A 24,570-nucleotide genomic window follows, 5' to 3' on the forward strand; every position below is an offset into this window, starting at 1 on the left:
CATGTCCCCCACTCCCAGGACCCTGGTCGAGGCGTTCCACCGGACCGCGGACGCGTTGCCGGACGCGGTCGCGCTGCGCACTCCCGGTGACGCCGCCGTCTACACGTGGACCCAGTACGCCGCCGAGGTCGAACGGACCGCACGGGCCCTGCGCAGGCTGGGGGTGCGGGCCGGCGACCGGGTCGCGATGATGCTGACCAACCGGCCCGAGTTCCACTTCGTGGACAGCGCCGCCCTGCACCTGGGCGCGATCCCGTTCTCGGTCTACAACACCAGCTCGCCCGAGCAGATCGCCTACATCATCGGCCACGCCGGGCCGAAGGTCGTGGTGGCCGAGGAGCAGTTCATCGGCAGGATCACCGAGGGCGGCGCCGCCTCGACCGACCACCTGATCGACGTGGCGGACCTCGGCTCGCTGGAGACCGACGACGAGTTCGACTTCGAGGCCGCCTGGAAGGCCGTCGACCCCGAGAGCGTCGTCACCCTCATCTACACCTCCGGCACCACCGGCCCGCCCAAGGGCGTCGAGGTCACCCACCGGACGGTGCTGGCCAACATCGAGGCCTTCCAGAAGGGCTACCCCGTCCGCCGGGGCGACAACGTCACCTCCTACCTGCCGGCCGCGCACGCCGTGGACCGCATGGGCAGCCACTGGATGCACATGTGGCAGGGCACGGTCGTGACCTGCGTCGCGGACATGACCGGGATCCTCGGCGCGCTCACCGAGGTCCACCCCGACGTCTGGGTCGCGGTCCCGCGCGTGTGGGAGAAGATGAAGAACGGCATCCAGGCGATGCTGGCCGGCGCCGAGGAGGACAAGCGCAAGGCCGTCGAGGGCGCCTTCGAGGTGGGCCTGCGCAAGGTCGCCCTGGAGCAGGCCGGCGAGGAGGTGCCCGAGCAGCTGCTGGCGGAGTACGAGTTCGTCGACGAGGTCGTCTTCGCCAACATCCGCGCGCTGCTGGGCCTGGACCGGATGCGCTACGCCTTCTCCGGCGCGGCCGCCATCCCCAAGGAGACCCTGGAGTTCTTCCTGGCGATGGGCCTGAACATCGTCGAGGGCTGGGGCATGACCGAGGTGACCTCGGTGGCCACCTGCAACCCGGTCGGCAAGGTCAAGGTCGGCACCGTCGGCGTCCCGCTGGACGGCATGGAGGTGAAGCTCGGTGAGGACGGCGAGCTGCTCGTCCGCGGCCCGTGGGTCATGAAGGGCTACCGCAACGACCCGCAGAAGACCGCCGAGACCATCGACGCCGACGGCTGGCTGCACACCGGCGACATCGCCACGATCGACGGCGACGGGTACGTCACCATCGTCGACCGCAAGAAAGAGATCATGATCAACGCGGCCGGCAAGAACATGTCGCCGTCGAACATCGAGAACACCATCCGGGCGAACTCCCCGCTGCTCGGCGGCATCGTCGTCATCGGCGAGGCCAGGCCCTACAACGTGGCGCTGCTCTGCCTCGACCCCGACGCGGCGGCCCTGGTGGCGGCGAAGTACGGGCTGGAGGCCGATCCCGCCGTCCTGGCCAAGGACGCCCGCGTGCTGGAGGAGGTCCAGGCCGGCGTCGACGCCGCCAACGCCAGGCTCTCGCGGGTCGAGCAGATCAAGAAGTTCACGATCCTGCCGTCCTACTGGGAGCCGGGCGGCGAGGAGCTGACCCCGACCATGAAGCTGCGGCGCCGCCCGATCGCCGAGAAGTACACCGCGGAGATCGACGCCCTCTACGCATAGTGAACGCTTAGTGGCGCTCGCGTCACGCAGGGTGTACGAATTCTGCATGACCTACACGCGCCGTCAGCGTTCCAGCCTGCTGTACCAGATCCAGTACGCGATCCGGAATCCCGACCGGATCCGCCCTTACGTGAGCCGGTACGCCCGCGACCTCATCCTGCGCGCGGGCGCACCGGACCATGTGGCCTACTACCGCGAGGTCATGCGGTCGGACGTCACCGAGAAGAGCCCGTACAAGGCGGTCGGCAGCCCGACCGAGGAGAGCTGGCTGCGCAACGGCCTCCTGCAGTTCGAGTACCTGGTGTCGCACGGCCTGGAGCCGCACCACCGGGTGCTGGAGATCGGCTGCGGCAACCTGCGCGCCGGCTGGCGCATCATCGAGCACCTGGACGCAGGCAACTACTACGGCCTCGACATCTCGCCCGACATCCTGCTGGCCGCCAACGACACCGTCATCCGCTACGAGCTGCAGGACAAGCTGCCGAACCTGCACCTGGTCAAGGACCTCACCTTCGGCTGGCTGCCCGACGCGCACTTCGACGTCGTGCACGCGCACAGCGTCTTCTCCCACACCCCGCTGGAGATCGTCGAGGAGTGCTTCGCGCACGTCGGCCGCATCCTGAGCCCGGAGGGGTTCTTCGACTTCACCTTCGACCGCACCGAGCTGGCCGAGCACCAGGTGCTGCGCGAGGACTTCTACTACCGCACCGAGACCCTGGTCGACCTGGCCGCCAAGCACGGCCTCCAGGCCAGGTTCATGTACGACTGGGAGAAGAACCCCCACAAGCAGAGCAAGATCCGGATCACGGCGCTCTGAGCACGGGCGGCCGCGGGGGGCGGCCGGGGGCCGCCCCCGGCACGTCAGGCCACCTCGGCCTCGGACGCCTCGCGGGAGCGGGGGAGGGCGCGGACGAAGGCGCCGATCTCGGCGATGGACGCGAGACCCTCGGGGCAGAGGTCGGCGAAGATCTGGAAGACGTGCGGCTGGCGGTCCCAGAGCGTCAGCGTCGCCGGGACGCCCGCGGCGGCCAGGCGCTCGGCCATGAGCTCGGCGTCCGCCCGCAGGATCTCGGTCGAACCCGCGTGGATGAGGACGGGCGGGAGGTCGGCCAGGGCGCCGTTGACGGGGGAGTGCAGCGGGTCGGGCACCATGTCGCGCAGGACCAGCTCGCGCAGCACGCCCAGCCTGGTGCCGGGGATGAAGGCGTCCAGCCTCAGGTTCTCGTGCGCGAGCTTGGCGGCGTCGTCCAGGTCGGTCAGCGGTGAGATCGCGACGATGCCGCCGGGCGCGGGCAGCCCTTCACTGATCGCCTTCAGCGGGGCGGCCAGGGACAGGAAGCCCCCGGCGGAGTCGCCCGCGACGATGATCTGCTCGGGCCGGTAGCCCCGGTCCAGGAGGTGGCGGTAGGCGGTGACGCAGTCGTCCACGCTGCCGGCGAGGTTGGCCTCCGGGAGCTGGCGGTAGGCCACCGACAGCGCCGGGGCGCCCGCCGCGGCGGAGATCCGCGAGACCAGCCGGCGGTGGGTGTTCAGGCCCGCGACCATGAAGCCGCCGCCGTGGAAGTAGAGGATGATCCGGTCGGCGCCCTTGACCCCCGGCCCGCAGACCAGCTCGGCCTTGAACCCGTCGAAGGCCACCTTCTGCTTCCTGGTCCCGCGCGGCGAGACGAAGAAGAACGCCAGCGCGTCGACCAGGTACATGTAGCGCAGGACGCGCGGGGTGAAGGGCGCGTGGAGCATCAGCGGCCGGAGGGTCAGCCGCAGGAAGCGCACGAACAGCCGGGCCCGGAGACTGATGCCCTTCCGCATCTCGACGACGGGTTCCACGGGGGCCTCCAATTATCGAACGCTCATCGCATATCGTCTGCGCCGGAGCGTCCCACCTATTGGACGGCCAGTCAATGTGCCGGGGGTCACGCCCGCCCTAGGCCTGGGCGCCGCGCCGCATCGCCTCGCTGATCCGCTCCGCGGCGGCGACGACGGGGGCCGCGTGCACCCGGCCGGGGGAGCGGCTGAGCCGCTCCAGCGGGCCGGAGACCGAGATGGCGGCGATGACCCGGCCGCCGCTGCCGCGCACCGGGGCCGAGACCGAGCCCACCCCCGGCTCGCGCTCGCCCACCGACTGCGCCCAGTTGCGGCGGCGCACCGAGGCCAGGGCCGCGGCGGTGAACTTGGCGCCGCGCAGCCCCCGGTGCAGCCGGTCGGGCTCCTCCCAGGCGAGCAGGATCTGCGCGGCCGAGCCCGCGGTCATGGGCAGCGCGGCGCCCACCGGCACGGTGTCGCGCAGGCCGCTGGAGCGTTCCGCCGCGGCGACGCACACCCGCACGTCGCCCTGCCTGCGGTAGAGCTGGGCCGACTCGCCGGTGAGGTCGCGCAGCTGGGTCAGGACGGGCTGGGCGATGGCCAGCAGCCGGTCCTCGCCGGCCGCCACGGCCAGCTCGGCCAGCCGGGGGCCGAGGATGAACCGGCCCTGCGTGTCGCGGTGGACGATGCGGTGGTGCTCCAGCGCGACGGCCAGCCGGTGGGCGGTGGGGCGGGCCAGGCCGGTCGCGCTGACCAGCTGGGCGAGCGACGCGGGGCCGGCTTCCAGGGCGTTGAGGACCAGAACCGCTTTATCCAGTACGCCGACTCCGCTAGAGTTGTCCATACCTCGATATTGCCGTCTCGATACTTGAGACGCAACTCGGGGTGACCTGGAAGGGTCGCAGCGAACGCAGCCGGACTCGACGGAGAGGTGGGAACGATGGGCCGCACACTGGCCGAGAAGGTTTACGACGCACACGTCGTGCGTCACGTGGAGGGCGAGCCGGACCTTCTCTACATCGACCTGCACCTGGTCCACGAGGTCACCTCGCCCCAGGCGTTCGACGGGCTGCGCCTCACCGGCCGCAAGGTCCGCCGCCCGGACCTGACCATCGCCACCGAGGACCACAACGTCCCCACCCAGAACATCCACCTGCCGATCGCCGACCTGGTCTCGCGCACCCAGGTCGAGACGCTGCGCAAGAACGCCGCCGAGTTCGGCCTGCGCCTGCACCCCATGGGCGACGCCGGCCAGGGCATCGTGCACGTCATCGGCCCGCAGCTGGGCCTGACCCAGCCCGGCATGACGGTGGTGTGCGGCGACTCCCACACCTCCACCCACGGCGCGTTCGGCGCGCTCGCCCACGGCATCGGCACCTCCGAGGTCGAGCACGTGCTGGCCACCCAGACGCTGCCGCAGGTCAAGCCGAAGATGATGGCCGTCACCGTCGAGGGCGCGCTGCCGCCGGGCGTCACCGCCAAGGACCTGGTCCTGGCGGTCATCGCCGAGATCGGCACCGGCGGCGGCCAGGGCTACATCATCGAGTACCGCGGCGAGGCCGTGCGCTCCCTGTCGATGGAAGGCCGCATGACGGTCTGCAACATGTCCATCGAGGCGGGCGCCCGCGCCGGCATGATCGCCCCCGACGAGACCACCTTCGCCTACCTCAAGGGCCGCCCCCACGCGCCCCAGGGCGCGGACTGGGACAAGGCCGTCGAGTACTGGAAGACCCTGCGCACCGACGACGACGCGGTCTTCGACAAGGAGGTCGTCATCGACGCCTCCACCCTGACCCCGTTCGTCACCTGGGGCACCAACCCCGGCCAGGGCGTGCCGCTGGGCGCGACCGTGCCCTCGCCCGAGGACTTCGAGGACCCGATCCAGAAGCAGGCCGCCGAGCGCGCCCTGGAGTACATGGGCCTGCAGGCCGGCACCCCGCTGCGCGAGGTCGCGGTCGACACGGTCTTCGTGGGCTCGTGCACCAACGGCCGCCTGGAGGACCTGCGGGCCGTCGCCGAGGTGCTCAAGGGCCGCAAGGTCGCCGACGGCGTGCGCGCGCTGATCGTCCCCGGCTCGGTCCAGGTGAAGAAGGAGGCCGAGGCCGAGGGCCTGGACAAGGTCTTCGTCGAGGCGGGCGCGGAGTGGCGCGAGGCCGGCTGCTCGATGTGCCTGGCGATGAACCCCGACAAGCTGACCCCGGGCGAGCGCAGCGCCTCGACCTCCAACCGCAACTTCGAAGGCAGGCAGGGCCCCGGCGGCCGCACCCACCTGGTGTCGCCCGCCGTCGCCGCGGCCACCGCCGTCAAGGGCCGCCTGGCCGCTCCCGCCGACCTGTAAGGAGGACTTCTGATGGAAAAGTTCACGGTTCACACGGGTCGTGCGGTGCCGCTGCGGCGCAGCAACGTCGACACCGACCAGATCATCCCGGCGGTGTGGCTGAAGCAGGTCTCCCGTACCGGCTTCGAGAAGGGCCTGTTCTCCGCCTGGCGCGAGGACCCGGAGTTCGTGCTGAACAACCCGGCCTACGAGGGCGCCACCGTCCTGGTCTCGGGCCCGGACTTCGGCACCGGCTCCTCCCGCGAGCACGCCGTCTGGGCGCTGCAGCAGTACGGCTTCCGGGTGGTCATCGCCTCCCGGTTCGGCGACATCTTCCGCAACAACTCCACCAAGATGGGCCTGCTGCCCGTCATCCTGGACGAGAAGACCGTCGGTGAGCTGCAGGACGCGGTGGAGAAGGACCCGGCCACCGAGATCACCGTCGACCTGGAGAGGCGCGAGGTGCGCTCCGGCGGCCTCACCGCCTCCTTCGACCTGGACGACTACACCCGCTGGCGGCTGATGGAGGGTCTGGACGACATCGGCCTGACCCTGCGGCACGCCGAGGACATCGAGGCCTTCGAGGCCACCCGGGCGTCCTGGCTGCCGGTCACCCAGTAGACCCGGCCCGCACCAGGGCCGAGAACGGTCCCCCGGGCCACGAGCCGGGCCGGGCCTGCATCACGGGCGCGCACCCCGCGGAAGCACCTTTCCGCGGGGTGCGCGTCGCGTTCCGCGGCCGTTGCGCAGGGGGCGGCGCGGGGCCGATGATCGCCGCACTGCGACAATGACGGCATGGGCGTGAGTGAGATCTGGCCGTCGGGCCCGGCCTGGGAGGACCCGGAGCTGACGCTGCTGGCCGCCCGGCTGCGGGCGGCCCACGAGCGGATCTCGGTGCTGCCGCGCCAGGCGCGGATGCGGCTGCACCGCCACCTGCTGGCGATCACCGACCTGGCCAAGCGGGACCAGGAACTGGCCGCGCGGCGGCTGGCGGTCTTCCTCGACGAGCTGGACCGGGGCGTCGAACCGGAGTGAGCACGCCCCGGGCAATTCCCAACGAATCCCAATAGAACCGGTGATTTCTCTCGATGGTTTCGGCCATGACATGGGAAAACTCGCCACGGGGTGATTGTGCGCCTGCCTGGATGCCCTTAGTTTCGGGGGCGCAACGGGGTAACCGGAGGAGCAAACCCTATGAACAAGCGTGAGCTGGTCGACGCGATCGCCGAACGGCTGAGCGGCAGCAAGAAGGAGGCCGCCGAAGCCGTGGACGCGGTCCTCGACACGATCCAGGCGACGGTGGCCAAGGGCGAGAAGGTGGCCATCACGGGATTCGGTTCGTTCGAGAAGGCGGACCGCCCCGCCCGTACCGCGCGGAATCCCGCGACCGGCAAGACGATCGAGGTCCCCGCGACCTCGGTGCCCAAGTTCAAGGCCGGGGCCGACTTCAAGAACCTGGTCGCGGGCAAGTAACACCCGCCCGCCGGAAGAGCGCCCGCACGTTCCGCGTGCGGGCGTTCCCTTTCCCGGGCGTCCGCCGGAGCGCCCTCGCGGACGCTGCCACGAGGCGGCGCGGTCCTCGGGCCTGTTTCAAAGTTCTCTGCGGAAGAACTTTGGCGACTCCTTGCGCTTAAATGAACACCCTGTGTAAGGTTTGTGGTGGGGCTGCAAGGAGCCCCGGCCGGGTCAACCTTCATCGACCCCATCCCGCACTGACGGGGGAAGGGCAGGAAGGCGGCCGCTCTCACCTGCGAGCGGCCTCTGCCCGGCCGATTCCGGAACGCCAGTGGCGCCGACCCCGGACAGGGGCCCGCAAGGGACCCCGCCGGACAGACGCCATCGGGCACCGGACTGTTTCAGCGACTTTGAAACAGACCTTAGGGCAGGGGGAGCGTCGAGAGGGTGAGCGCGGTGACGCGCTCGCCGTCCCAGGCGAGGTTGACCCGCTGGCCGAACCGCAACAACCGCAGCCCGCCCGCGTCGAAGGCCGCGGCGTCGAACGGCAGCTCGCTCCCGTCGTCGAGCAGCACGCTGCCCGAGCGTCCGGCGGGGTCGAAGTCCTTCACGGTGGCCTGCATGCCCGGCAGCCTACCCGGCCGCCTCAACGGGGAAGCGCCGCCAGGATCCGCTCGGCGACCGCCGCGGTGTGCGGCCCGACGCCCAGCTCCAGAGCGGCCCGCAGGTCGGCCAGGGTGTCGACGTCCGTCCGCACGCTGGGGACCGGCCCGGGAGCGAGCTCCGGCACGCCCAGGGCCAGGTGGCGGGCGCGGGAGGCCCCGCCGAAGGCCGGGGCGAACACCTCGCCGGGGCGGGCGCTGTAGAGCACCGTGCCGATCCCGGCGCGGTCGGGGAGGAAGGCGCGGGGGAGGAGCTCGGCCTCGGCCAGCACGGCGTGCAGCTCCGCGGGCCGCAGCGCCGGGAGGTCCGCCTGCAGCGCGGCGACGCCCAGGCCCAGCGGCCCGGCGTGCTCCGCGCCCCGCCGCAGCGCCTCGTTCAGACCCGGCGCGGGGCCCTCCGGGACGACCAGCGCGCCCAGCCCGCCGAGCCTGCCGGCGGCCAGCGGATCTGCGGTCACGACCACCACGGCGCCCACCGCCGGGCAGCGCAGCGCCGCGTCCACGGTGTCCGTCGCGACGGCCAGGGCGAGCTCGCTCCGGTACGCCCCGGCGGCGGCCGCCAGCCGGGACTTGCCCAGCTCCAGCCGCTTCACCGGAACGATCATTGACCAGAGGTTCTTTGACATCAAGGGCGAGATTATTGTGTTGCGGTCCCCGTCCGTCCGCCAGACCGCCGTAAGGGGGTGTCCTCCCTCATGAGCTACCGGTATTCCCGAGGGTGGCGCCTGTTCACGCTCGTTCTCCTGAGGCCCCTGCTGTTCCTCCTGCTGCGCCGCGACTGGCACGGCCGGCACCGGATACCCGCCTCCGGCGGGGTGATCCTGGTGGCCAACCACCTGTCGGAGGCCGACCCGCTGGCCCTGGGCCACTACGTCTACGAGGCGGGGCGGTTCCCCGTCTTCCTCGCCAAGGACGTGCTGTTCCGGGTGCCGCTCCTCGGGCGGCTGCTGGAGCTGATCGGGCAGATCCCCGTCGCCCGCGCCACCGGCGAGGCCGCGGCCGCCTACGACGGCGCGCGCGAGGCGCTGGCCGCGGGGGAGTGCCTGGTCTTCTACCCCGAGGGGACCTGCACCCGCGACCCGGACCTGTGGCCGATGACCGCCAGGACCGGAGCCGCCCGGCTGGCCCTGGAGACGGGGGCGCCGGTCGTCCCGATCGCCCACTGGGGGGCGCAGGACCTGCTGCGATACCGCAGCTCGCGGCTGCGCCCGCTGCCGCGCAAGACGATGAGCGTGCTCGCCGGCGAGCCTTTGGACCTGACCGTCCATACGGGGCGCCCCCCGGACGCCGATACGCTCAGAGCGGCGTCGGACGACATCATGCGGGCGATCGCGGAGCTGCTGGGCGAGTTGCGCGGGCAGAAGCCGCCCCCGGAGCTGCATGTCCATCACAGGGAAGTCCGTCCGGAACCGTAGGTGCGAGGGAGCGTAGACAGACGTGACACGGGTTGCGGTGATGGGCGCGGGGTCCTGGGGGACGGTCTTCGCGAAGGTCCTGGTGGACGCCGGCTGCGAGGTCGTGCTGTGGGGCCGCAGGGCCGAGGTGGTGCAGGACGTCAACGAGCGGCACGCCAACAGCGAGTACCTGCCGGAGGTGCGGCTGCCCGAGGGGCTGCGGGCGACCACCGACCTGGCCGAGGCGCTGGCGGGCGCCGAGTTCGTCTGCCTGGCGGTGCCCGCCCAGACCCTGCGGGAGAACCTGGCGACCTGGGCGCCGCACATCCCGTCCGACGCGGTGCTGGTCAGCCTGATGAAGGGCATCGAGTCCGGCACCACCCTGCGCATGTCCGAGGTGATCGCCGAGGTGCTGGGCGCCGGGCCCGAGCGCATCGGCGTGGTCTGCGGGCCCAACCTCGCGATGGAGATCGCCCGCGGCGAGCCGGGCGCGGCGGTGGCGGCCTGCGCCGACGAGGAGACCGCGCAGCGGCTCCAGGCCACCTGCATGACGCCCTACTTCCGGGTCTACACCAGCACCGACGTGGTCGGCTGCGAGCTGGCCGGCGCGGTCAAGAACGTCATCGCCCTGTGCGTCGGCATCGCCACGGGCCTGGGCTTCGGCGACAGCACCAAGGCGCTGCTGATGACCCGCGGCCTGGCCGAGATCACCCGGCTGGGCGTGGCGCTGGGCGCGCAGGAGCCGACCTTCGCCGGGCTCGCCGGGCTCGGCGACCTGGTCGCGACCTGCAGTTCGCCCTACTCGCGCAACCGCACGTTCGGCGAGAACCTCGGCCGGGGCATGACCCTGGAGGAGGTCATCGCGGTGACCAAGCAGACCGCCGAGGGCGTCAAGTCCTCCCGGCCGGTGCTGATCCTGGCCCGGAAGCACTTCGTGGAGATGCCGATCACCGAGGTGGTGGCGGCGGTCATGCACGACGGGGTGCCCATCGAGGAGGCCTACCTCAAACTCATGACGCGCTCGCCCAAACCCGAGCGGTACGGGGTATAGCTCGGGCGAGAGGGAGGGACCCGGGCCGACCGCCGGTAGGGTCAGGCATCATGCCCGAGAAGATCAGAGTGGCCGTGGTGTTCGGCGGCCGTAGTTCAGAACACGCGATCTCCTGCGTCACCGCGGGCGGCGTGCTGGCCGCGATCGACCGCGACCGCTACGAGGTCCTGCCGGTCGGCATCACCCGCGACGGGCGCTGGGTGCGCGTCCCCGGCGAGCGGAGCCTGGCCATCGCCGACGGCACGCTCCCCGAGGTGCCCGGCGACGCCGAGGAGCTGGACCTGCAGCGCACCCTCGACGGGGTCGACGTGGTGCTGCCGCTGCTGCACGGCCCGTACGGCGAGGACGGCACCATCCAGGGGCTGCTGGAGCTGGCCGGGGTGCGGTACGTCGGCGCGGGCGTCCTGGCCAGCGCCGCCGGCATGGACAAGGCGTTCATGAAGCTGATCTGGCAGGCCCAGGGGCTGCCGGTGGGCCCGTACGTGATCGTCACCGACCGCGAGTGGCGGCTGGAGCGCGAGCGCAAGCTCGACGAGATCAAGCAGCTCGGCTGGCCGGTGTTCGTCAAGCCCGCCCGCGCCGGGTCCAGCATGGGCATCTCCCGGGTCACCCGCGAGCAGGACCTCGTCCCGGCGATCGAGGCGGCCCGCGAGCACGACCCCAAGCTGATCGTCGAGGCCGGGATCGAGGGCCTCGAGGTGGAGTGCGGGGTGCTGGAGGGCGTGGCGGACGGCCCGAACGAGGCGAGCCTGCCCGCCGAGATCGTCATGCTCGGGCGGCACGACTTCTACGACTTCGAGACCAAGTACCTGGACGGGACCTCCCGGCTGGAGATCCCGGCCGGCCTGCCGCCCGAGGTCGTCGAGCGCCTGCGCGAGACCGCCGTCCGGGCGTTCGACGCCCTGGGCTGCGAGGGCCTGGCCCGCGTCGACTTCTTCGTCACCCCCGGGCACGAACTGGTGCTCAACGAGATCAACACCATGCCCGGCTTCACCCCGACCTCGGCGTTCCCCCAGATGTGGGCGGCCACCGGCGTCGACTACCCGTCCCTGGTGGACCGCCTGATCCAGACGGCCCTGCGCCGCCCCGTCGGCCTGCGCTGAGCCCTACCGCCTTCGGGCGGCGGCGCCGGGTGGGGGTCCACGTCCCGGCGCCGCGCGGGGTCAGCGCCTCCAGGGGGTCCATGAGCGCTGGGTGAGCGTGGCGGCGTCGTTGACCTTCACGCCGGCGTGGGAGATCGTCCACAGGGCGTCGCCGATGACGAGGGAGCGCTGGATGTGGCCGTCGCCGGGGTGGCCCACCGAGCCTCTGCGGGTGATGGAGTCGTCCTTGACGGTCAGGACGAGGGCCTTGCCGTTGGTGTCGGGCAGGACGGTCAGGCCGGTCCGCGGCCAGTGGAGGAAGGCGTGCTGGTCGTAGGCGACCTGCGTGTCGTAGATCTTCGGCAGGTGGAGGCGGGAGAGGCGCCGGGGCGCGCCCGTCACGTCGAAGAGCGAGATCTGGGCGCCCAGGGCCTGTCCCTTGGCGTTCGCCTCGCGGCCCACGCCCAGCAGCCGCCCCGCGGCGGTGGGGTGCAGGTAGGCGGAGTAACCGGTGATCTTCAGCTCCCCCAGGGACCTCGGCCGCCTCGGGTGGGAGAGGTCGAGGACGTACAGGGGGTCCACCTGGCGGAAGGTCACCACGTAGCCGCGGGTCCCCGCGAACCGCACCGCGTAGATCTGCTCGCCCCGGCCCAGCCCCGTCAGGGAGCCGACCTCCCGCAGCAGTGGGCCGCCGTCGGCGTCGAGCACGTGGACGGTGCTCACCTTCTCGTCATCGTCGGTGACGGCGACGCGCAGATGCCCCTCGTGCTCCGACATCGAGTACTGGTTGAGCAGCCTCCCGCGCACCTGGCCCGAGGCGGCGTAGCGCGGGGGCCCGTCGCCGACCTCGAACCGGTGGATCCGGGTGACGGGCCTCTGCCAGGCCGAGCCCGTCACGTACAGGCTCCGCCCGGTGCCGTAGACGGTGTCGCCGTCGGCCACCACCGAGACGGGAGTGCCGTCGCCGAACCCCCTGGTGAGGTCCACGGTGAGGACGGTGAGCATGTTGATCTCTTTGGAGTCCGCGCCGTCCTGCGGGTGGCTGATGCGCTCGCAGGGCACGCGGTGGGTGGTCCGCCTCCCGTCGACCGTGATGTCGTAGCGCGGCTGGAAGGCCTCCAGTGGCGCCTTCCGCACCAGCGCCCGGTTGCGCTTCTCTGCCTGCTTCTCCTTGCGCTCCGGCTTGCCGGGAAGGCCCCAGTCCAGGTCCGGGAAGTCGATGTCGGGGGAGGTACGCATGACGAGCCGCGCCACCGAGCCGACCTGCCTCGCGTCCACCAGCGTGCCTTCCGCCTTCAGGCGGCCGAGGATCTTCGGTTCGGCCAGATCCACGTACAGGACGTTCAGTGCACCGGATCCCGCCGGCATGATGCCCGCGGCGGGACGCGCGAGGTAGGGGAAGCCGGTCTGCATCACCAGCGCGCGGTCGCCGCTGATGAGGAGGTCGGCCGAGCCCTGGAACTCCTCGGGAAGCTTCAGCCGGTGCACGACCTTGCGGGTCGCCGCGTCGACGATCTGGAGGCGGCCTTCGGCGACGGTGTAGACGCGCGAGCCGTCCGTCTTCACCAGGTCGGGCTCGTCCACGCCGGCCTCGTGCACGTTCGTGCCCGAGTGCGGTGCGGCGTTCGCGGTGGCGAGGCTCTTCTGCGCCGGACCGGCGGCCTCCGCCATGTCGCGGCTGAAGAGCCCGTACCCCGGGTCGAAACCGAACGGGCCGACCCGGGCGGCGGCGGAGGCGCGCAGCGACTCCAGCAGCTCGTCGCAGCCGGAGTAGGAGACCAGCCGCATCGGAGGGGCCTCTCCGGACTGGGAGGAGCGATCCGGAGCGCTCTGGCAGCCGGCCAGGAGCACCGAGGCACCGAGCAGAGCGGTGAAAGCACGTCGCATGGGTCGCATGCTTCCAGGACGGGACCGGCGGCACCCGGCGTTGCACCGAAAAGGTGATCTCGGATGGTGAGACGACGATTACTTGTGGGAAAAGGTCGGGAAACAGGGTGGAAAAGCGTCCGGTGCACCATCTCTCAGGACGGCTGTTCCCCCGCACGAGAACGAGAGGACCCTTCGTGCCCCTGTCGTACGGCTCCCGGACAGTGCTGGGACACACCCGCTGGCATCCGGAGATCCCGGCCGTCGCCGAGGTCATCTCGGGCGGCTCGGTGCGGTTGGAGTGCCAGGGGCAGCAGGGCGCCCGGGAGGCGCTGCTGTGCGGCCCGGTCGCGGTGGTCGGGGCCGAACCGGGCGACGTGGTCGTGGTGGACGTCCTGGGCGTCGGCCGCCTGGACGGCGTCACCGTCCCGGAGGCCCATCCGGGGGTCATCGGGTGCGCGCCGGGGAGCGCGGACCCGCCGGTCGGCTCCTGCGCCGAGGCGCGGCTGGGCGCGGGGTCGCGGATCGTGCTGCCCGTCCGGGTGCGCGGAGCCAAGCTCTCCGCCGGAGACCTGCACTTCGGCCGCGGCTGCACCGCCCTGGACGGCTGGATCGACCTGCGCGTCAACCTCACCAAACGCGGCGTCGAGCGCTTCCACGTCACCGGCCCGCTGCTGATGCCGGTCTAGTACTGGCCTTCGGGCTTCTTCGGGAGCTTGTCGAGGGCGGGGGTGAACTCGGTGAGGAGCTCGCCGGGGGGAGAGCCCGCGGGGGCGTACTTGGGCGGGATCGTGACCTCGACGTAGGCGGCGCGGCCCACCAGCGTCCACACGCGCGGCTGGTCGGACTCCTCGGGGAGCCACTCGAGGCCGTCGATGGCCACGACGCGCTCGATGAGGCCGGAGTCCGGGTCGGACGGGCGCGGCACCCCGCAGCGCAGCGCGAGCGGGGGGCTGCCCCAGACCGCGACGTAGGGCGTCTCGGGGTCGGTCTCGCGGCGCTGCAGCCCGTCGACCTCGGCGGGGAGCCGCAGCTCCCGGCAGGCCTGCGCGGCCGCGGGGTCGGGGGTGGGCTCCGCGACCCGGACGGGCCCGCCGGAGCAGGCGGTGGCCGCCAGGATCGCGGCGGTAGCGGAGCCGAGAAGGGCGCCTCGTTTCAGCGGTCGTCTCACAGGTGCACGATAGGACAGGTCAGGGTACGGGTGATTCCGGGCACCGTCTGGATCTCGGCGGCGACGAGCCTGCCCAGATCGTCCATGTTGGGCGCCGCCGCCTTGACGATCACGTCGTAGGGGCCGGTGACGTCGTCCGCCTGGACGACACCGGGGAGCGCGCCGACCGCCCCGGCCACCTCGGCGGCCCTGCCGACCTCGGTCTGGATCAAGATATACGCCTGCACCATCGCGGTCTTCCCGGTAGGGGTGGGAGCAAAGACGACTGATCGTCACCGTACCCTGACCCGGCGGAGAAGTTCAGGGGAGGGACGTCATCGAGATCTCGGAGGCCGGCGAGTTCGGTCTGATCGCCAGGCTCACCGGGCGTTTCCCGCAGGGGCCGCTGGTGGAGCTGGGGCCGGGGGACGACGCCGCGGTGGTGCGGGCCCCGGACGGGCGCTACGCGGCGACCATGGACCTGCTGGTGGAGGGCCGCCACTTTCGCACCGACTGGTCGAGCGCCTACGACGTGGGCCGCAAGGCCGCGGCGCAGAACCTCGCCGACGTCGTGGCGATGGGCGCGCGGCCGACGGCGCTGCTGGTGGGCTTCGGCGCCCCGCCGACCCTGGACGTGGCCTGGGCCGAGGAGTTCGGCGACGGGCTGCGGGACGAGTGCGCTCTGGTGGGCGCCTCGATCGTCGGCGGGGACACGGTGCGCGCGGAGGCCGTCACGGTGGCCGTCACCGCGCTCGGCGACCTGGGCGGGCGGCCGCCGCTGACCCGGACGGGCGCGCGGCCCGGCGACGTGGTGGCGGTGCGCGGCAGGCTCGGATGGGCCGCCACGGGCCTGGCGGGACTGAGCGGGGCGGCGGGGGTGCCCGAGCGGTTCACCGCCGCGCACCGGCGTCCTGAGCCGCCCTACACCGCGGGGGAGGAGGCCCGTTCGCTCGGCGCCACGGCGCTGCTGGACGTCTCGGACGGGCTCGTGCAGGACCTGGGGCACCTGGCGCGGGGAAGCGGGGTGGGGCTCGTCCTGGCCTCGGCCCTGGTGCCGTTGGACGAGGGGGTGGCGCTGCGGGACGCGCTGACCGGGGGGGACGACCACGCGTTCGCCGGGACGTTTCCCCCGGACCGCGTGCTGCCGCCGTCCTGGCGGGTGGTCGGCGAGGTGGTCGGGGGCGCGGGCGTGACGGTGGACGGCCGTCCGGTGGAGCGCGGCGGGTGGGATCACTTTGGCGTTCCCGATTGATCGCATCTCTGTTAATAAGAGTCTTTTAAGGGGCTTGACTTACTCATCCGGTAGGCGGACTTGGGCGGGCTTTGGTATACATCCCAAGAACGAAGAGGATGGGATGGGACGACACACCAAGTTCTGGGACAGGGCGAGTGGACAAGAGGCCCCTTCGGACGGAGCGCCCCCGGTCGCCGCACCCCAACGCCTGGCCTGGTTGGGCCGCACTCCGCTGATGCCCCTCCTGGCGGGGGTCGTCGCGGTCGGCGTCATCGCGGCGGCCTTCAGCACCCGGCAGATCTCGCTGAACTTCGCGGGAGGCGCGCCCTCGGGGCAGGACTCCGCGGCGTGCGCGGGCTGCGACGGCCTCGCCGACCTCCGGGAGGAGGGGAGCGGGCAGCCGGAGACCGCCGGGCCGCAGGTCGTGGCCGGGCCGTCGGAGGCGTCGCTGCCCCGGCAGTCCACCCGGACGGTGTCGCAGCGGCCGCTGCGGGTGGAGATCCGGCTGGGCGAGATGATCTCCGGCGGCTTCACCGCCGTGGCCGTCGTGCGCAACACCTCCCGGACGGCCAAGGACTGGAAGCTGTCCTTCCGCATCCCCAACGCCGTCATCGTCGCGGCCGAGGGCGCCGGCCTCCGGACGACCAGCAAGAACGGCGGCACCACCTGGCTCGACGGCCTCGGCGCGCTCGAAGGCCGCCAGAGCGTCAAGGTGACCTTCACCGCCGAGGGCGCCTGGTCCAAGCCGTCGGTCTGCAAGGTCAACGGTTACGACTGCTCCTGAGGCTTCTCTCCCGGTTCGATATGGTCTGTCCATGGCCATCGCCCCTCCCCGCGTGCTGACCGTCGCCGGCTCCGACTCCGGCGGCGGCGCCGGCATCCAGGCGGACCTCAAGACCATGCTCGCCCTGGGCGTGCACGGCATGAGCGTCGTCTGCGCGGTGACCGCGCAGAACTCGCTGGGCGTGCAGGGCTACTGGGAGCTGCCGCCCGAGGCGGTCGAGGCGCAGCTGGACTCGGTGCTGTCCGACATCGGGACGCAGGCCGTCAAGACGGGCATGCTCGCCTCCGGCGCGCTGGTGGAGGTCGTCGCGGCACGGCTCGCGCGGTACCCGGCGCCGCTGGTCGTCGACCCGGTGGGCGTCAGCAAGCACGGCGACCGCCTGCTGGCCGAGGAGGCCGTCGACGCGGTGCGGCACGCCCTGCTGCCCGTCGCGACGGTCGTCACGCCGAACCTGTGGGAGGTCGAGCTCCTCACCGGGGTGAAGGTGGAGTCCGAGCGGGACCAGCGGCGCGCCGCCGAGGCGGTCAAGGAGTTCGGGCCCGAGTGGGTGCTGGTCAAGGGCGGGCACCTGTCCGGCAGCCCGGTGGACCTGCTCTACGACGGTGACGAGGTCCACACCTACACGGCGCCGCGCCACGACAACCGGCACACCCACGGCACGGGCTGCACGCTGGCCTCGGCGATCGCCTCGCGGCTGGCGCTGGGCGACACCGTCCCCGAGGCGGTGGCCGCGGCCAAGGACTACGTCACCGGGGCGCTGGCCGCCGGTTTCCCGCTGGGCTCGGGGATCGGCCCGGTCGACCACGGCTGGCGGACGCGGGGCCGTTGACCGTTCCGCTCTTTTTCGGGTTTCCTCGGTTGTGTTGAAATTCCTGGCGAAAAATCCGCTGAATTTTTCAAACTGAGATCTCAGGACCGCACCCATTCCCCCGATTCTCGGCGTCCTTCTCATTGACATGCAGTAAGAAGGCGTGTGGGAGGGGGGTGGGCGATGGCGCAGGTGGCCCTGATCGAGGTGTCCGAGCCGGACGCCGATCCGTTCCGCAGGGACGAGCTGGCCCGGAGGCTGCGCCGGGAGCTGTGGGAGCGGGGCGTCGCGGCGGACTTCGTGTCCCTGCTGCCCCCGCCGGGCGGTCCGGGAGAGGCCATGGCCAGCGGCGCGCTGGCCGTCCCGCTGTGCTCCGGCTCCGCCGCCGCGGCCCTGGCCGAGGGGGTGTGCCGCTGGCTGGCGGCCGGCGAGGGGCGGGCGGTGCGGGTGCGGGCGGGCACCGGGAGCGTCGAACTCACCCGGGGCGCGGGCGAGTGCCGGCGGAGCCTCCTGGAGTGGCTGCTGCGGCACGGTTGCGGCGCGGAGCCGGAGGGCGCCGGCTGAGGGACGACGAAGACCCGGCACGCCATGACGGCGACCGGGTCTTGCGAAGCACCTCGGAGGGTGGGGGTCCTAGCGGGCCAGGGGGCGCTGGATCTTGCCGGCCTTCAGGCAGGACGTGCAGACGTTCACGCGCTTGGTCGTGCCGCTGATGACCGCGCGGACGCGCTGGATGTTGGGGTTCCAGCGGCGCGGGGTGCGACGGTGCGAGTGGGACACGCTCATACCGAAGCCGGGGCCCTTGCCGCACACTTCGCAGTTGGCAGCCACGGTAACTCCAAACAGTCGAGAACTCGGACGGCCCGGAGCACACGGCGGTGCTGGGGCGGTCACACGGAAAGACATGAAAAGGTCCCCACGCAGGGGACGCCCCCCAAGGTTAGCCGACCCGCGCCCGGGAGGCGAATCGGCGCCAGAGCAGATCCGGAGAAGACGTGCGGGTGGTGACGAACAAGTCGCCGACGGGCGGAATACGCTCTGAAGCCTAGGAGGTGCTGGTGCTCGACATTCTGGACGCGTCGGCGGTCCGGCGCTGGGTGGAGCTGTCCGCCGAGGCGCTGGGGCGGACCAGGCGGGAGATCGACGCGCTGAACGTCTTCCCCGTGCCCGACGCGGACACCGGCACCAACCTGCACCTGACCGTCCTGGCGGCGGCCGAGGGCGTGGCCGGGCTGCCGCCGGACGCCCCGCTGCCGCAGGTGTGGCGGGCGCTGAGCCGGGGCGCGCTGATGGGCGCGCGGGGCAACTCCGGAGTGATCGTCAGCCAGATCCTGCGCAGCCTCGCGGAGATCCTGGGCGCCGGGAGCAGGAGCGACGGGCTCCTGCTGGAGGAGGCGCTGGCGTACGCGACGGAACTGGCCAGGGCCGCGGTGGCCCATCCGGTGGAGGGCACCATGCTCACCGTCCTGCGGGCGGCCTCGGAGGCGGCGGGCGGTGCGACGGTGGCGGAGGTGGCGCGGTCGGCGGCGCGCGGGGCGCGCAGGGCGCTGCGCGAGACCACGGGCCAGCTGGACGTGCTGGCCGAGCGGGGCGTGGTGGACGCGGGCGGGGCGGGCCTGTGCGTGCTGCTGGACGCGCTCGCCGCGGTGGTGACCGAGGAGTTCCCCGAGCGCTACGAGATCCCCGCCCGCGACGAGAGCAAGAACGCCGTCATCGTGCGCCCGCAGGAGAAGGACTACGGGTACGAGGTCATCTACCTGCTGGAGACCGAGGACGAGCGGATCCCCGAGCTGCGCGCCGCCCTCGACGGGCTCGGCGACTCGCTGGTGGTGGTCGGCGGCGACGGGTTGTGGAACGTGCACGTCCACGTGGACGACGCGGGCGCGGCGATCGAGGCGGGCCTGGCGGCGGGCCGCGCCTACCGCATCAGGGTGACCCACCTGGGCACGGCCCCGGCGCCGCGGCCCCCGCACACCGGCCGCGGCGTGGTGGCCGTGACCGCGGCGGACGGGCTGGCCGCCCTGTTCGAGGAGGCGGGCGCGTCGGTGGTGCGGCGCCCGCCGGGCGGCCTGCCGCAGCTGGCGGTCCTGGTGGAGGCGATCCTGCTGGCCGGCGACGAGGTGGCGGTGCTGCCCAACGAGCCGGAGGTGCTGGGCCTGGCCGAGGCCGCGGCGACGCGGGCCCGCGACAGCGGCGTCAAGATCGCGGTGATCCCGACGCGGGCCTCGGTGCAGGGGCTGGCCGCGCTGGCCGTGCACGATCCGCTGCGCCACTTCGACGAGGACGTCATCGCGATGGCGGGCACCGCCCGCGCCACCCGGTTCGGCGCGCTCCAGATCGCCGCGGAGGAGGCGATGACCAGCGTGGGCATCTGCCAGCCCGGCGACGTGCTGGGCCTGCTGGAGGGCGACGTGGTGATGATCGGCTCGGAGCCCGGCGGGGTCGCCAGGGAGCTGCTGGGCCGCATGCTGTCGGGCGGCGGGGAGCTGGTGACGGTGGTCACCGGGGCGGGGGAGCCGCCGGGGCTCGTGGCCGAGGTGGCCGAGGAGCTGCGGGTCCGGCGGCCCGACGTGGAGCTGACCGTCTACGACGGGGGCCAGGTGCTCTACCCGGTGCTGTTCGGCGTGGAGTAGGCGGGAAAGGGGAGACCCCGCCCGCGGTGAGCCTCAGGGGGAGGAGGAAGGCTCATCGCGGGCGGGGTCCCGGGACGGCCGGGCGGGGACCCGGCCGGGAGGGTTCAGTTCAGGGAGGGCGCGTGCACGCCCAGGACCCGGCAGATGCCCGCGACGGCGGTGTCGAGGTTGCTGGCGGCGGCGAGCAGGTCGCCCCAGGACCACCAGAGGGCCTGGTCCTTCAGGAAGACGCTCTCGGTGGATCCGGGGACACCGGGGTTGCTGACGTAGAGCGCCCGCGGACGGCCGATGGGCTGGTCGATCCGGACGCGCAGACCGCGGTCGGTCAGCCGGTCGGCGAGCTCGCGCAGGCAGTCGGTAGAGGTCAGAGTGACCATGGAAGATCTCCACTTCATTGTGGGGGGTTTCCGGGCACTTACTTAAGGATTGCCCGGTTTTACCGAAATAAGCAAGTGCCCCGAGTGATCTTTACCATTGTGCCGGGGCACATGGTGTTGCGATGGGCGTATCGCACCACCGGTTCGCCCCGCCGGACGTGGGCTGCCTCACCGCCGCGCCGCCCGCTCCCGCCCGGCCGCGGACCGGATGTCGGCGGGATCGGCTGTAATGGGGCGCGTGGTGAATCTCAGCGGCGCACTGGCCGGGGTGATCGGAGACAAGACCGCCAAGATCCTGGCGGCCAAGTGGGAGATGCGCACCGTGGGCGACCTCCTGCGCCACTATCCCCGCCGGTACATCCGGCACGGCGAGCTGACCGACCTCGCCTCGCTCGCCGACGGCGAGGACGTGACGATCGTGGGCCGGGTGGTGCGGCGCGAGCTGCGCAGGCTCCAGCGCAAGCCCTACCAGGTGTTCGAGGTCACGGTGCAGGACGCCACCGGCAACACGCTCCAGCTGAGCTTCTTCGGCACCGGCGTCCACCGTGCCGACAAGGAGCTCCAGCAGGGCACCCTGGCGATGATCGCGGGCCGGGTCGGCAGCTACCGGGGCAGGGTCCAGCTCAACCACCCCGACTTCGAGGTCCTGCCGGGACAGGCCTCCACCGAGACGGTCGAGGAGTACGCCAGCCGGCCGATCCCGCTCTACCCGGCGACCAAGGAGCTCGCCTCCTGGAAGATCAAGAGGGCGGTCGACCAGGCGCTGGGCCCCGGCGGCCTGGAGGTGCCCGACCCGATGCCGCCCGAGCTGCTGGCCCGCCACCGCCTGATCTCGCTGACCGACGCGCTGGAGCGGATCCACCGCCCCCGCGACGACGAGGAGCTGGCCGCCGCCCGGCGCCGGCTGAAGTGGGACGAGGCCTTCTACGTCCAGCTCGCCCTGGCGCGGCGGCGGCACGCGGCGTCCGCGCTGCCCGCCGCGCCGCGGCCCGTGCGGCCCGGGGGGCTGCTGGCGGCGTTCGACGCGGCGCTGCCCTTCACCCTCACCGACGGCCAGCTCGCCGTGGGCGAGGAGATCTCCGCCGACCTCGCCCTCGCCCACCCGATGCACCGGCTGCTCCAGGGCGACGTGGGCGCGGGCAAGACGATCGTGGCGCTGCGGGCGATGCTGCAGGTCGTCGACGGCGGCGGGCAGGCCGCGCTGCTCGCCCCCACCGAGGTGCTGGCCCAGCAGCACTACCGCTCGATCACCGCGATGCTGGGGCCGCTGGCCGAGGCGGGCCGGCTCGGGGGGGCAGAGCACGCCACCCGGGTGGCGCTGCTCACCGGCTCCCAGGGCGCCAAGGTCAAGCGGGCCGCGCTGCTGGAGGCCGCCTCCGGCGAGGCCGGGATCATCGTGGGCACGCACGCGCTGATCCAGGAGCACGTGCAGTTCGCCGACCTCGGCCTGGTCGTGGTCGACGAGCAGCACCGCTTCGGCGTCGAGCAGCGCGACGCGCTGCGCGAGAAGGTCGCGGGGGGCCGCCCGCACGTGCTCGTCATGACCGCCACGCCCATCCCGCGCACGGTCGCCATGACGGTCTTCGGCGACCTGGAGACCTCGGTGCTGCGCCAGCTGCCCGCCGGACGGGCCCCGATCGCCACCCACGTCGTGCCGCCGGAGAAGCCGGCCTTCCTGAAGCGGGCCTGGGAGAAGATCCGGGAGGAGGCCGATCAGGGGCGGCAGGCCTACATCGTGTGCTCCCGCATCGGCGAGGGCGACTCCGCGGCGGGGGAGGAGGGCTCCCCGCAGCCGCAGGAGGGCGCCCGCCCGCCGCTGGCCGTCCTGGACCTCCTGCCGATGCTGGAGGGGGAGCTGCTGGCGGGCCTGCGCGTCGGCGTCCTGCACGGGCGGCTGCACCCCGACGACAAGGACGCGGTGATGCGCCGGTTCGCCGCGGGGGAGCTGGACGTCCTGCTGGCCACCACGGTGATCGAGGTGGGCGTGGACGTGCCCAACGCCACCGTGATGATGATCATGGACGCGGACAGGTTCGGCGTCTCCCAGCTGCACCAGCTGCGCGGCCGGGTCGGCCGGGGGAGCCTGCCGGGCCTGTGCCTGCTGGTCACCGACGCCCCGCCGGAGAGCGCCTCGCGCGTCCGGCTGGAGGCGGTGGCCGCCACCACGGACGGCTTCGAGCTCTCCCGCCTCGACCTGGAGCAGCGCCGCGAGGGCGACGTGCTGGGCGCCGCGCAGTCCGGCCGCGGCTCCAGCCTCCGCCTGCTCACCCTGCTGTACGACGAGAAGCTCATCGCCCGCGCCCGCGAGGAGGCCGCCGCGCTGACCGCCGCCGACCCGGACCTGTCGGCCCACCCCGCGCTCGCCGAGGGCCTGGCCGAGCTCCTGGACGAGGACCGCGCCGAGTACCTGGAGAAGGCGTGAGAATGGAGGCATGACACGGGTGATCGCCGGGGTGGCGAAGGGCAGGAGGCTGGCGACGCCGGAGGGGCGCGACACCAGGCCGACCGCCGACCGGGCCCGCGAGGGCCTGTTCTCCAGCGTGGGCTCGCTGCTGGGCTCCCTGGAGGGCGCGCGGGTCGCCGACTTCTACGCCGGCTCCGGCGCGGTGGGCCTGGAGGCGCTGTCGCGCGGCGCGGAGCACGCCCTGCTGGTGGAGTCGGCACCCAAGGCCGCCCGGGCGATCAGGGAGAACATCGCGGCGCTGGGGCTGCCGGGCGCCGAACTGGTCGTCGACCGGGCCGAGCGGGTGACGGCGGAGCGCCCCGCGGAGCCCTACGACCTCGTCTTCGCCGACCCGCCCTACACGGTGCCGGACGAGACGGTCACCGCGCTGCTGGAGGCGCTGCGGGACAACGGGTGGCTGGCGGGGGACGCGCTGGTCGCGGTGGAACGGGCGAGCCGGGGAAGGACCCTGGTGTGGCCCGAGGGGTACACCGCCGAGCGGGACCGCAGGTACGGCGACGCGGTCTTCTACTACGGGTCATACCTGTGACGGCGAGGGCGCCGTCCGGCGGATGAACCCGATTTGGTACGGTCTCGCCGTTCAAGCCGGAAGGGAATGATCGTCGTGCGCCGTGTCGTCTGTCCGGGCTCCTTCGACCCGGTGACCAATGGCCATCTGGACATCATCAGCAGGGCCTCGCGTCTCTACGACGAGGTGGTGGTGATGGTGTCCATCAACCTGGCCAAGAAGAGCCTGTTCACGGTGGAGGAGCGGCTCGACCTGATCCGCGAGGTCACCAGGGACTACGGCAACGTGAAGGTGGACGCCTTCCGCGGCCTCACCGTCGACTACTGCAGGCAGCACGACATCCCCGCGATCGTGCGGGGGCTGCGGGCGGTCACCGACTACGACTACGAGCTGCAGATCGCCCAGATGAACCACCGCATGTCGGAGGTGGAGACCCTCTTCATGGCGACCAACCCGCTGTACGCCTTCCTCTCCTCGAGCCTGATCAAGGAGGTCGTGCAGTGGGGCGGCGACGTGACCGGCCTGGTGCCCCAGCTGGTGCACGACCGGCTGATCGAACGGCTCAAGGACGCCTGATCGTCTCGGCCGCGACGGCGGGCGAGTTGGGATAGCACCCGGGCTTCGGTATCCTTGGTGGTCGGCCATGCCTGACGTGGCGATCCAACCGTGCACGAAGGGGGAACCCTGTCCAGTCTTGATCCCAAGGCCCCGCTCGTCGTCGATGTCAGAGCGCTGGGCCGCCGTCCGGGATCGATGAAGGAGCAGCGGATCACCGCCCCGGCACCGGAGGGTCTCGGCGTCGAGATGGTCGGCGTTCCCAAGGACGCCGAACTCGAGCTGGATCTGCGGCTCGAATCGGTGATGGAGGGCGTGCTCGTCTCGGGCACGGCGCTCTTGCCCATCACGGGTGAGTGCGCGCGCTGCCTGGACGAGATCTCCTTCACGATGGAGATCGAGTTCCAGGAACTGTTCGTCTACGACGACACCCGCTCAGCGGCGGAGGCCGACGAAGACGAACGCCGTCTGGAAGGGGATCTCTTCGATCTCGAGCCGGTGCTCAGGGACGCGGTGGTGCTCGCACTGCCTCTGTCCCCCCTGTGCCAGGACGATTGTCCCGGCCTCTGCGCGGAGTGCGGTGAACGGCTGGCCGATGTCGGTCCCGATCACTCACACGACGTCGCCGACCCCCGGTGGGCGGCATTGCAGGGCCTTGTCGAACCACGAGAAGAAAGCCAGGAGGGCTGACA

28 protein-coding genes are annotated in these 24,570 nt (G+C 72.2%); 19 read left to right on the forward strand and 9 right to left on the reverse strand.

Annotation, left to right across the window (positions count from 1 at the left end; translation table 11 throughout):
• Nucleotide 1 precedes the first annotated feature (1 nt).
• Nucleotides 2–1,735 (forward strand): AMP-dependent synthetase/ligase, encoded by a 1,734-nt coding sequence (locus C2865_RS09525; protein WP_106397992.1) that lies wholly within the window; start codon nt 2–4, stop codon nt 1,733–1,735.
• A 46-nt stretch (nt 1,736–1,781) separates the two neighbouring features.
• Nucleotides 1,782–2,552 (forward strand): class I SAM-dependent methyltransferase, encoded by a 771-nt coding sequence (locus tag C2865_RS09530; RefSeq protein ID WP_106397993.1) that lies wholly within the window; start codon nt 1,782–1,784, stop codon nt 2,550–2,552.
• Nucleotides 2,553–2,596: 44 nt separating this feature from the next.
• Here C2865_RS09530 and C2865_RS09535 read toward each other — a convergent pair whose 3' ends face one another.
• Nucleotides 2,597–3,562, reverse strand: a complete 966-nt coding sequence (locus tag C2865_RS09535; RefSeq protein ID WP_106398650.1) for an alpha/beta hydrolase — start codon at nt 3,560–3,562, stop codon at nt 2,597–2,599.
• 97 nt (nt 3,563–3,659) lie between these two features.
• On the reverse strand, nt 3,660–4,382 hold the full coding sequence (locus tag C2865_RS09540) for an IclR family transcriptional regulator (RefSeq protein ID WP_106397994.1): 723 nt from the start codon (nt 4,380–4,382) through the stop codon (nt 3,660–3,662).
• Between the two features lie 96 nt (nt 4,383–4,478).
• On the opposite strand from C2865_RS09540, the gene leuC reads away from it, so the two are divergent.
• From leuC to C2865_RS09560, 4 genes are all read left to right on the forward strand, one after another.
• Nucleotides 4,479–5,876, forward strand: coding sequence for a 3-isopropylmalate dehydratase large subunit (gene leuC / locus C2865_RS09545; protein WP_106397995.1), 1,398 nt, complete (start codon nt 4,479–4,481; stop codon nt 5,874–5,876).
• A gap of 12 nt (nt 5,877–5,888) precedes the next feature.
• A complete protein-coding gene (leuD, locus tag C2865_RS09550; RefSeq protein WP_106397996.1) occupies nt 5,889–6,476 on the forward strand; it encodes a 3-isopropylmalate dehydratase small subunit in 588 nt (195 codons plus the stop codon).
• A 174-nt stretch (nt 6,477–6,650) separates the two neighbouring features.
• A complete protein-coding gene (locus tag C2865_RS09555; RefSeq protein WP_106397997.1) occupies nt 6,651–6,890 on the forward strand; it encodes an SCO5555 family protein in 240 nt (79 codons plus the stop codon).
• A gap of 159 nt (nt 6,891–7,049) precedes the next feature.
• Nucleotides 7,050–7,328: an HU family DNA-binding protein gene (locus C2865_RS09560; protein WP_106397998.1), complete on the forward strand. Its 279-nt coding sequence runs from the start codon at nt 7,050–7,052 to the stop codon at nt 7,326–7,328.
• A 404-nt stretch (nt 7,329–7,732) separates the two neighbouring features.
• Here the strand turns inward: C2865_RS09560 and C2865_RS09565 are convergent, their stop codons facing one another.
• Together C2865_RS09565 and cofC are read right to left on the reverse strand one after the other, a co-directional pair.
• Complete coding sequence (locus C2865_RS09565) at nt 7,733–7,933, reverse strand: hypothetical protein (protein ID WP_106397999.1); 201 nt, start codon at nt 7,931–7,933, stop codon at nt 7,733–7,735.
• Between the two features lie 23 nt (nt 7,934–7,956).
• Nucleotides 7,957–8,577, reverse strand: coding sequence for a 2-phospho-L-lactate guanylyltransferase (gene cofC / locus C2865_RS09570; protein WP_232835478.1), 621 nt, complete (start codon nt 8,575–8,577; stop codon nt 7,957–7,959).
• 90 nt (nt 8,578–8,667) lie between these two features.
• Here cofC and C2865_RS09575 point away from each other — a divergent pair, with 90 nt between their 5' ends.
• The 3 genes from C2865_RS09575 to C2865_RS09585 are packed head-to-tail and all read left to right on the forward strand — an operon-like array spanning nt 8,668 to nt 11,520.
• A complete protein-coding gene (locus C2865_RS09575) occupies nt 8,668–9,387 on the forward strand; it encodes a lysophospholipid acyltransferase family protein (RefSeq protein WP_106398001.1) in 720 nt (239 codons plus the stop codon).
• 22 nt (nt 9,388–9,409) lie between these two features.
• Nucleotides 9,410–10,417: an NAD(P)H-dependent glycerol-3-phosphate dehydrogenase gene (locus tag C2865_RS09580; protein ID WP_106398002.1), complete on the forward strand. Its 1,008-nt coding sequence runs from the start codon at nt 9,410–9,412 to the stop codon at nt 10,415–10,417.
• Nucleotides 10,418–10,467: 50 nt separating this feature from the next.
• Complete coding sequence (locus C2865_RS09585) at nt 10,468–11,520, forward strand: D-alanine--D-alanine ligase family protein (RefSeq protein ID WP_106398003.1); 1,053 nt, start codon at nt 10,468–10,470, stop codon at nt 11,518–11,520.
• 60 nt (nt 11,521–11,580) lie between these two features.
• Here C2865_RS09585 and C2865_RS09590 read toward each other — a convergent pair whose 3' ends face one another.
• Nucleotides 11,581–13,386: a beta-propeller domain-containing protein gene (locus C2865_RS09590; protein ID WP_232835479.1), complete on the reverse strand. Its 1,806-nt coding sequence runs from the start codon at nt 13,384–13,386 to the stop codon at nt 11,581–11,583.
• Nucleotides 13,387–13,562: 176 nt separating this feature from the next.
• Between C2865_RS09590 and C2865_RS09595 the strand changes: the two genes are divergently transcribed.
• Nucleotides 13,563–14,054: an acetamidase/formamidase family protein gene (locus tag C2865_RS09595; protein WP_106398004.1), complete on the forward strand. Its 492-nt coding sequence runs from the start codon at nt 13,563–13,565 to the stop codon at nt 14,052–14,054.
• Here the strand turns inward: C2865_RS09595 and C2865_RS09600 are convergent.
• Both C2865_RS09600 and C2865_RS09605 read right to left on the reverse strand, forming a co-directional pair.
• Complete coding sequence (locus C2865_RS09600) at nt 14,051–14,536, reverse strand: DUF3515 domain-containing protein (protein WP_232835480.1); 486 nt, start codon at nt 14,534–14,536, stop codon at nt 14,051–14,053. The genes C2865_RS09595 and C2865_RS09600 overlap by 4 nt on opposite strands.
• Nucleotides 14,533–14,766 carry an Lrp/AsnC ligand binding domain-containing protein gene (locus C2865_RS09605; RefSeq protein WP_106398005.1) on the reverse strand — a complete coding sequence of 78 codons (234 nt, stop codon included), beginning with the start codon at nt 14,764–14,766 and terminating at the stop codon, nt 14,533–14,535. The genes C2865_RS09600 and C2865_RS09605 overlap by 4 nt, the downstream gene beginning before the upstream one ends.
• 86 nt (nt 14,767–14,852) lie before the next feature.
• Between C2865_RS09605 and C2865_RS09610 the strand changes: the two genes are divergently transcribed.
• From C2865_RS09610 to C2865_RS09625, 4 genes are all read left to right on the forward strand, one after another.
• Nucleotides 14,853–15,767, forward strand: a complete 915-nt coding sequence (locus tag C2865_RS09610; RefSeq protein ID WP_198653263.1) for a thiamine-phosphate kinase — start codon at nt 14,853–14,855, stop codon at nt 15,765–15,767.
• A gap of 103 nt (nt 15,768–15,870) precedes the next feature.
• Complete coding sequence (locus tag C2865_RS09615) at nt 15,871–16,533, forward strand: cellulose binding domain-containing protein (protein ID WP_157963643.1); 663 nt, start codon at nt 15,871–15,873, stop codon at nt 16,531–16,533.
• A 31-nt stretch (nt 16,534–16,564) separates the two neighbouring features.
• The gene (gene thiD / locus C2865_RS09620; RefSeq protein WP_106398008.1) at nt 16,565–17,362 is read left to right on the forward strand and encodes a bifunctional hydroxymethylpyrimidine kinase/phosphomethylpyrimidine kinase; all 798 of its coding nucleotides are present in this window, start codon (nt 16,565–16,567) and stop codon (nt 17,360–17,362) included.
• 162 nt (nt 17,363–17,524) lie between these two features.
• Nucleotides 17,525–17,905, forward strand: a complete 381-nt coding sequence (locus C2865_RS09625) for a hypothetical protein (RefSeq protein WP_106398009.1) — start codon at nt 17,525–17,527, stop codon at nt 17,903–17,905.
• Between the two features lie 69 nt (nt 17,906–17,974).
• Here the strand turns inward: C2865_RS09625 and rpmB are convergent, their stop codons facing one another.
• Entirely contained in the window at nt 17,975–18,172 is a 198-nt protein-coding gene (rpmB, locus tag C2865_RS09630; protein WP_106398010.1) for a 50S ribosomal protein L28, read from the reverse strand.
• A gap of 227 nt (nt 18,173–18,399) precedes the next feature.
• Between rpmB and C2865_RS09635 the strand changes: the two genes are divergently transcribed.
• Entirely contained in the window at nt 18,400–19,974 is a 1,575-nt protein-coding gene (locus C2865_RS09635; RefSeq protein WP_106398653.1) for a DAK2 domain-containing protein, read from the forward strand.
• A gap of 104 nt (nt 19,975–20,078) precedes the next feature.
• On the opposite strand, the gene C2865_RS09640 is transcribed toward C2865_RS09635, so the two are convergent.
• Nucleotides 20,079–20,351: a hypothetical protein gene (locus C2865_RS09640; protein WP_106398011.1), complete on the reverse strand. Its 273-nt coding sequence runs from the start codon at nt 20,349–20,351 to the stop codon at nt 20,079–20,081.
• 229 nt (nt 20,352–20,580) lie between these two features.
• On the opposite strand from C2865_RS09640, the gene recG reads away from it, so the two are divergent.
• The 4 genes from recG to C2865_RS09660 all read left to right on the forward strand — a co-directional run bounded on the left by recG (nt 20,581) and on the right by C2865_RS09660 (nt 24,568).
• Nucleotides 20,581–22,773 carry an ATP-dependent DNA helicase RecG gene (gene recG, locus C2865_RS09645; RefSeq protein WP_106398012.1) on the forward strand — a complete coding sequence of 731 codons (2,193 nt, stop codon included), beginning with the start codon at nt 20,581–20,583 and terminating at the stop codon, nt 22,771–22,773.
• A gap of 10 nt (nt 22,774–22,783) precedes the next feature.
• Nucleotides 22,784–23,344, forward strand: a complete 561-nt coding sequence (gene rsmD, locus C2865_RS09650; protein ID WP_106398013.1) for a 16S rRNA (guanine(966)-N(2))-methyltransferase RsmD — start codon at nt 22,784–22,786, stop codon at nt 23,342–23,344.
• A gap of 75 nt (nt 23,345–23,419) precedes the next feature.
• Nucleotides 23,420–23,899 (forward strand): pantetheine-phosphate adenylyltransferase, encoded by a 480-nt coding sequence (coaD, locus tag C2865_RS09655; protein WP_198653124.1) that lies wholly within the window; start codon nt 23,420–23,422, stop codon nt 23,897–23,899.
• A gap of 90 nt (nt 23,900–23,989) precedes the next feature.
• Nucleotides 23,990–24,568, forward strand: coding sequence for a YceD family protein (locus tag C2865_RS09660; RefSeq protein WP_408608301.1), 579 nt, complete (start codon nt 23,990–23,992; stop codon nt 24,566–24,568).
• Nucleotides 24,569–24,570 lie beyond the last annotated feature (2 nt).

The organism is Actinocorallia populi, assembly GCF_002995495.1.
In the GTDB taxonomy this organism is placed as follows: domain Bacteria; phylum Actinomycetota; class Actinomycetes; order Streptosporangiales; family Streptosporangiaceae; genus Actinocorallia; species Actinocorallia populi.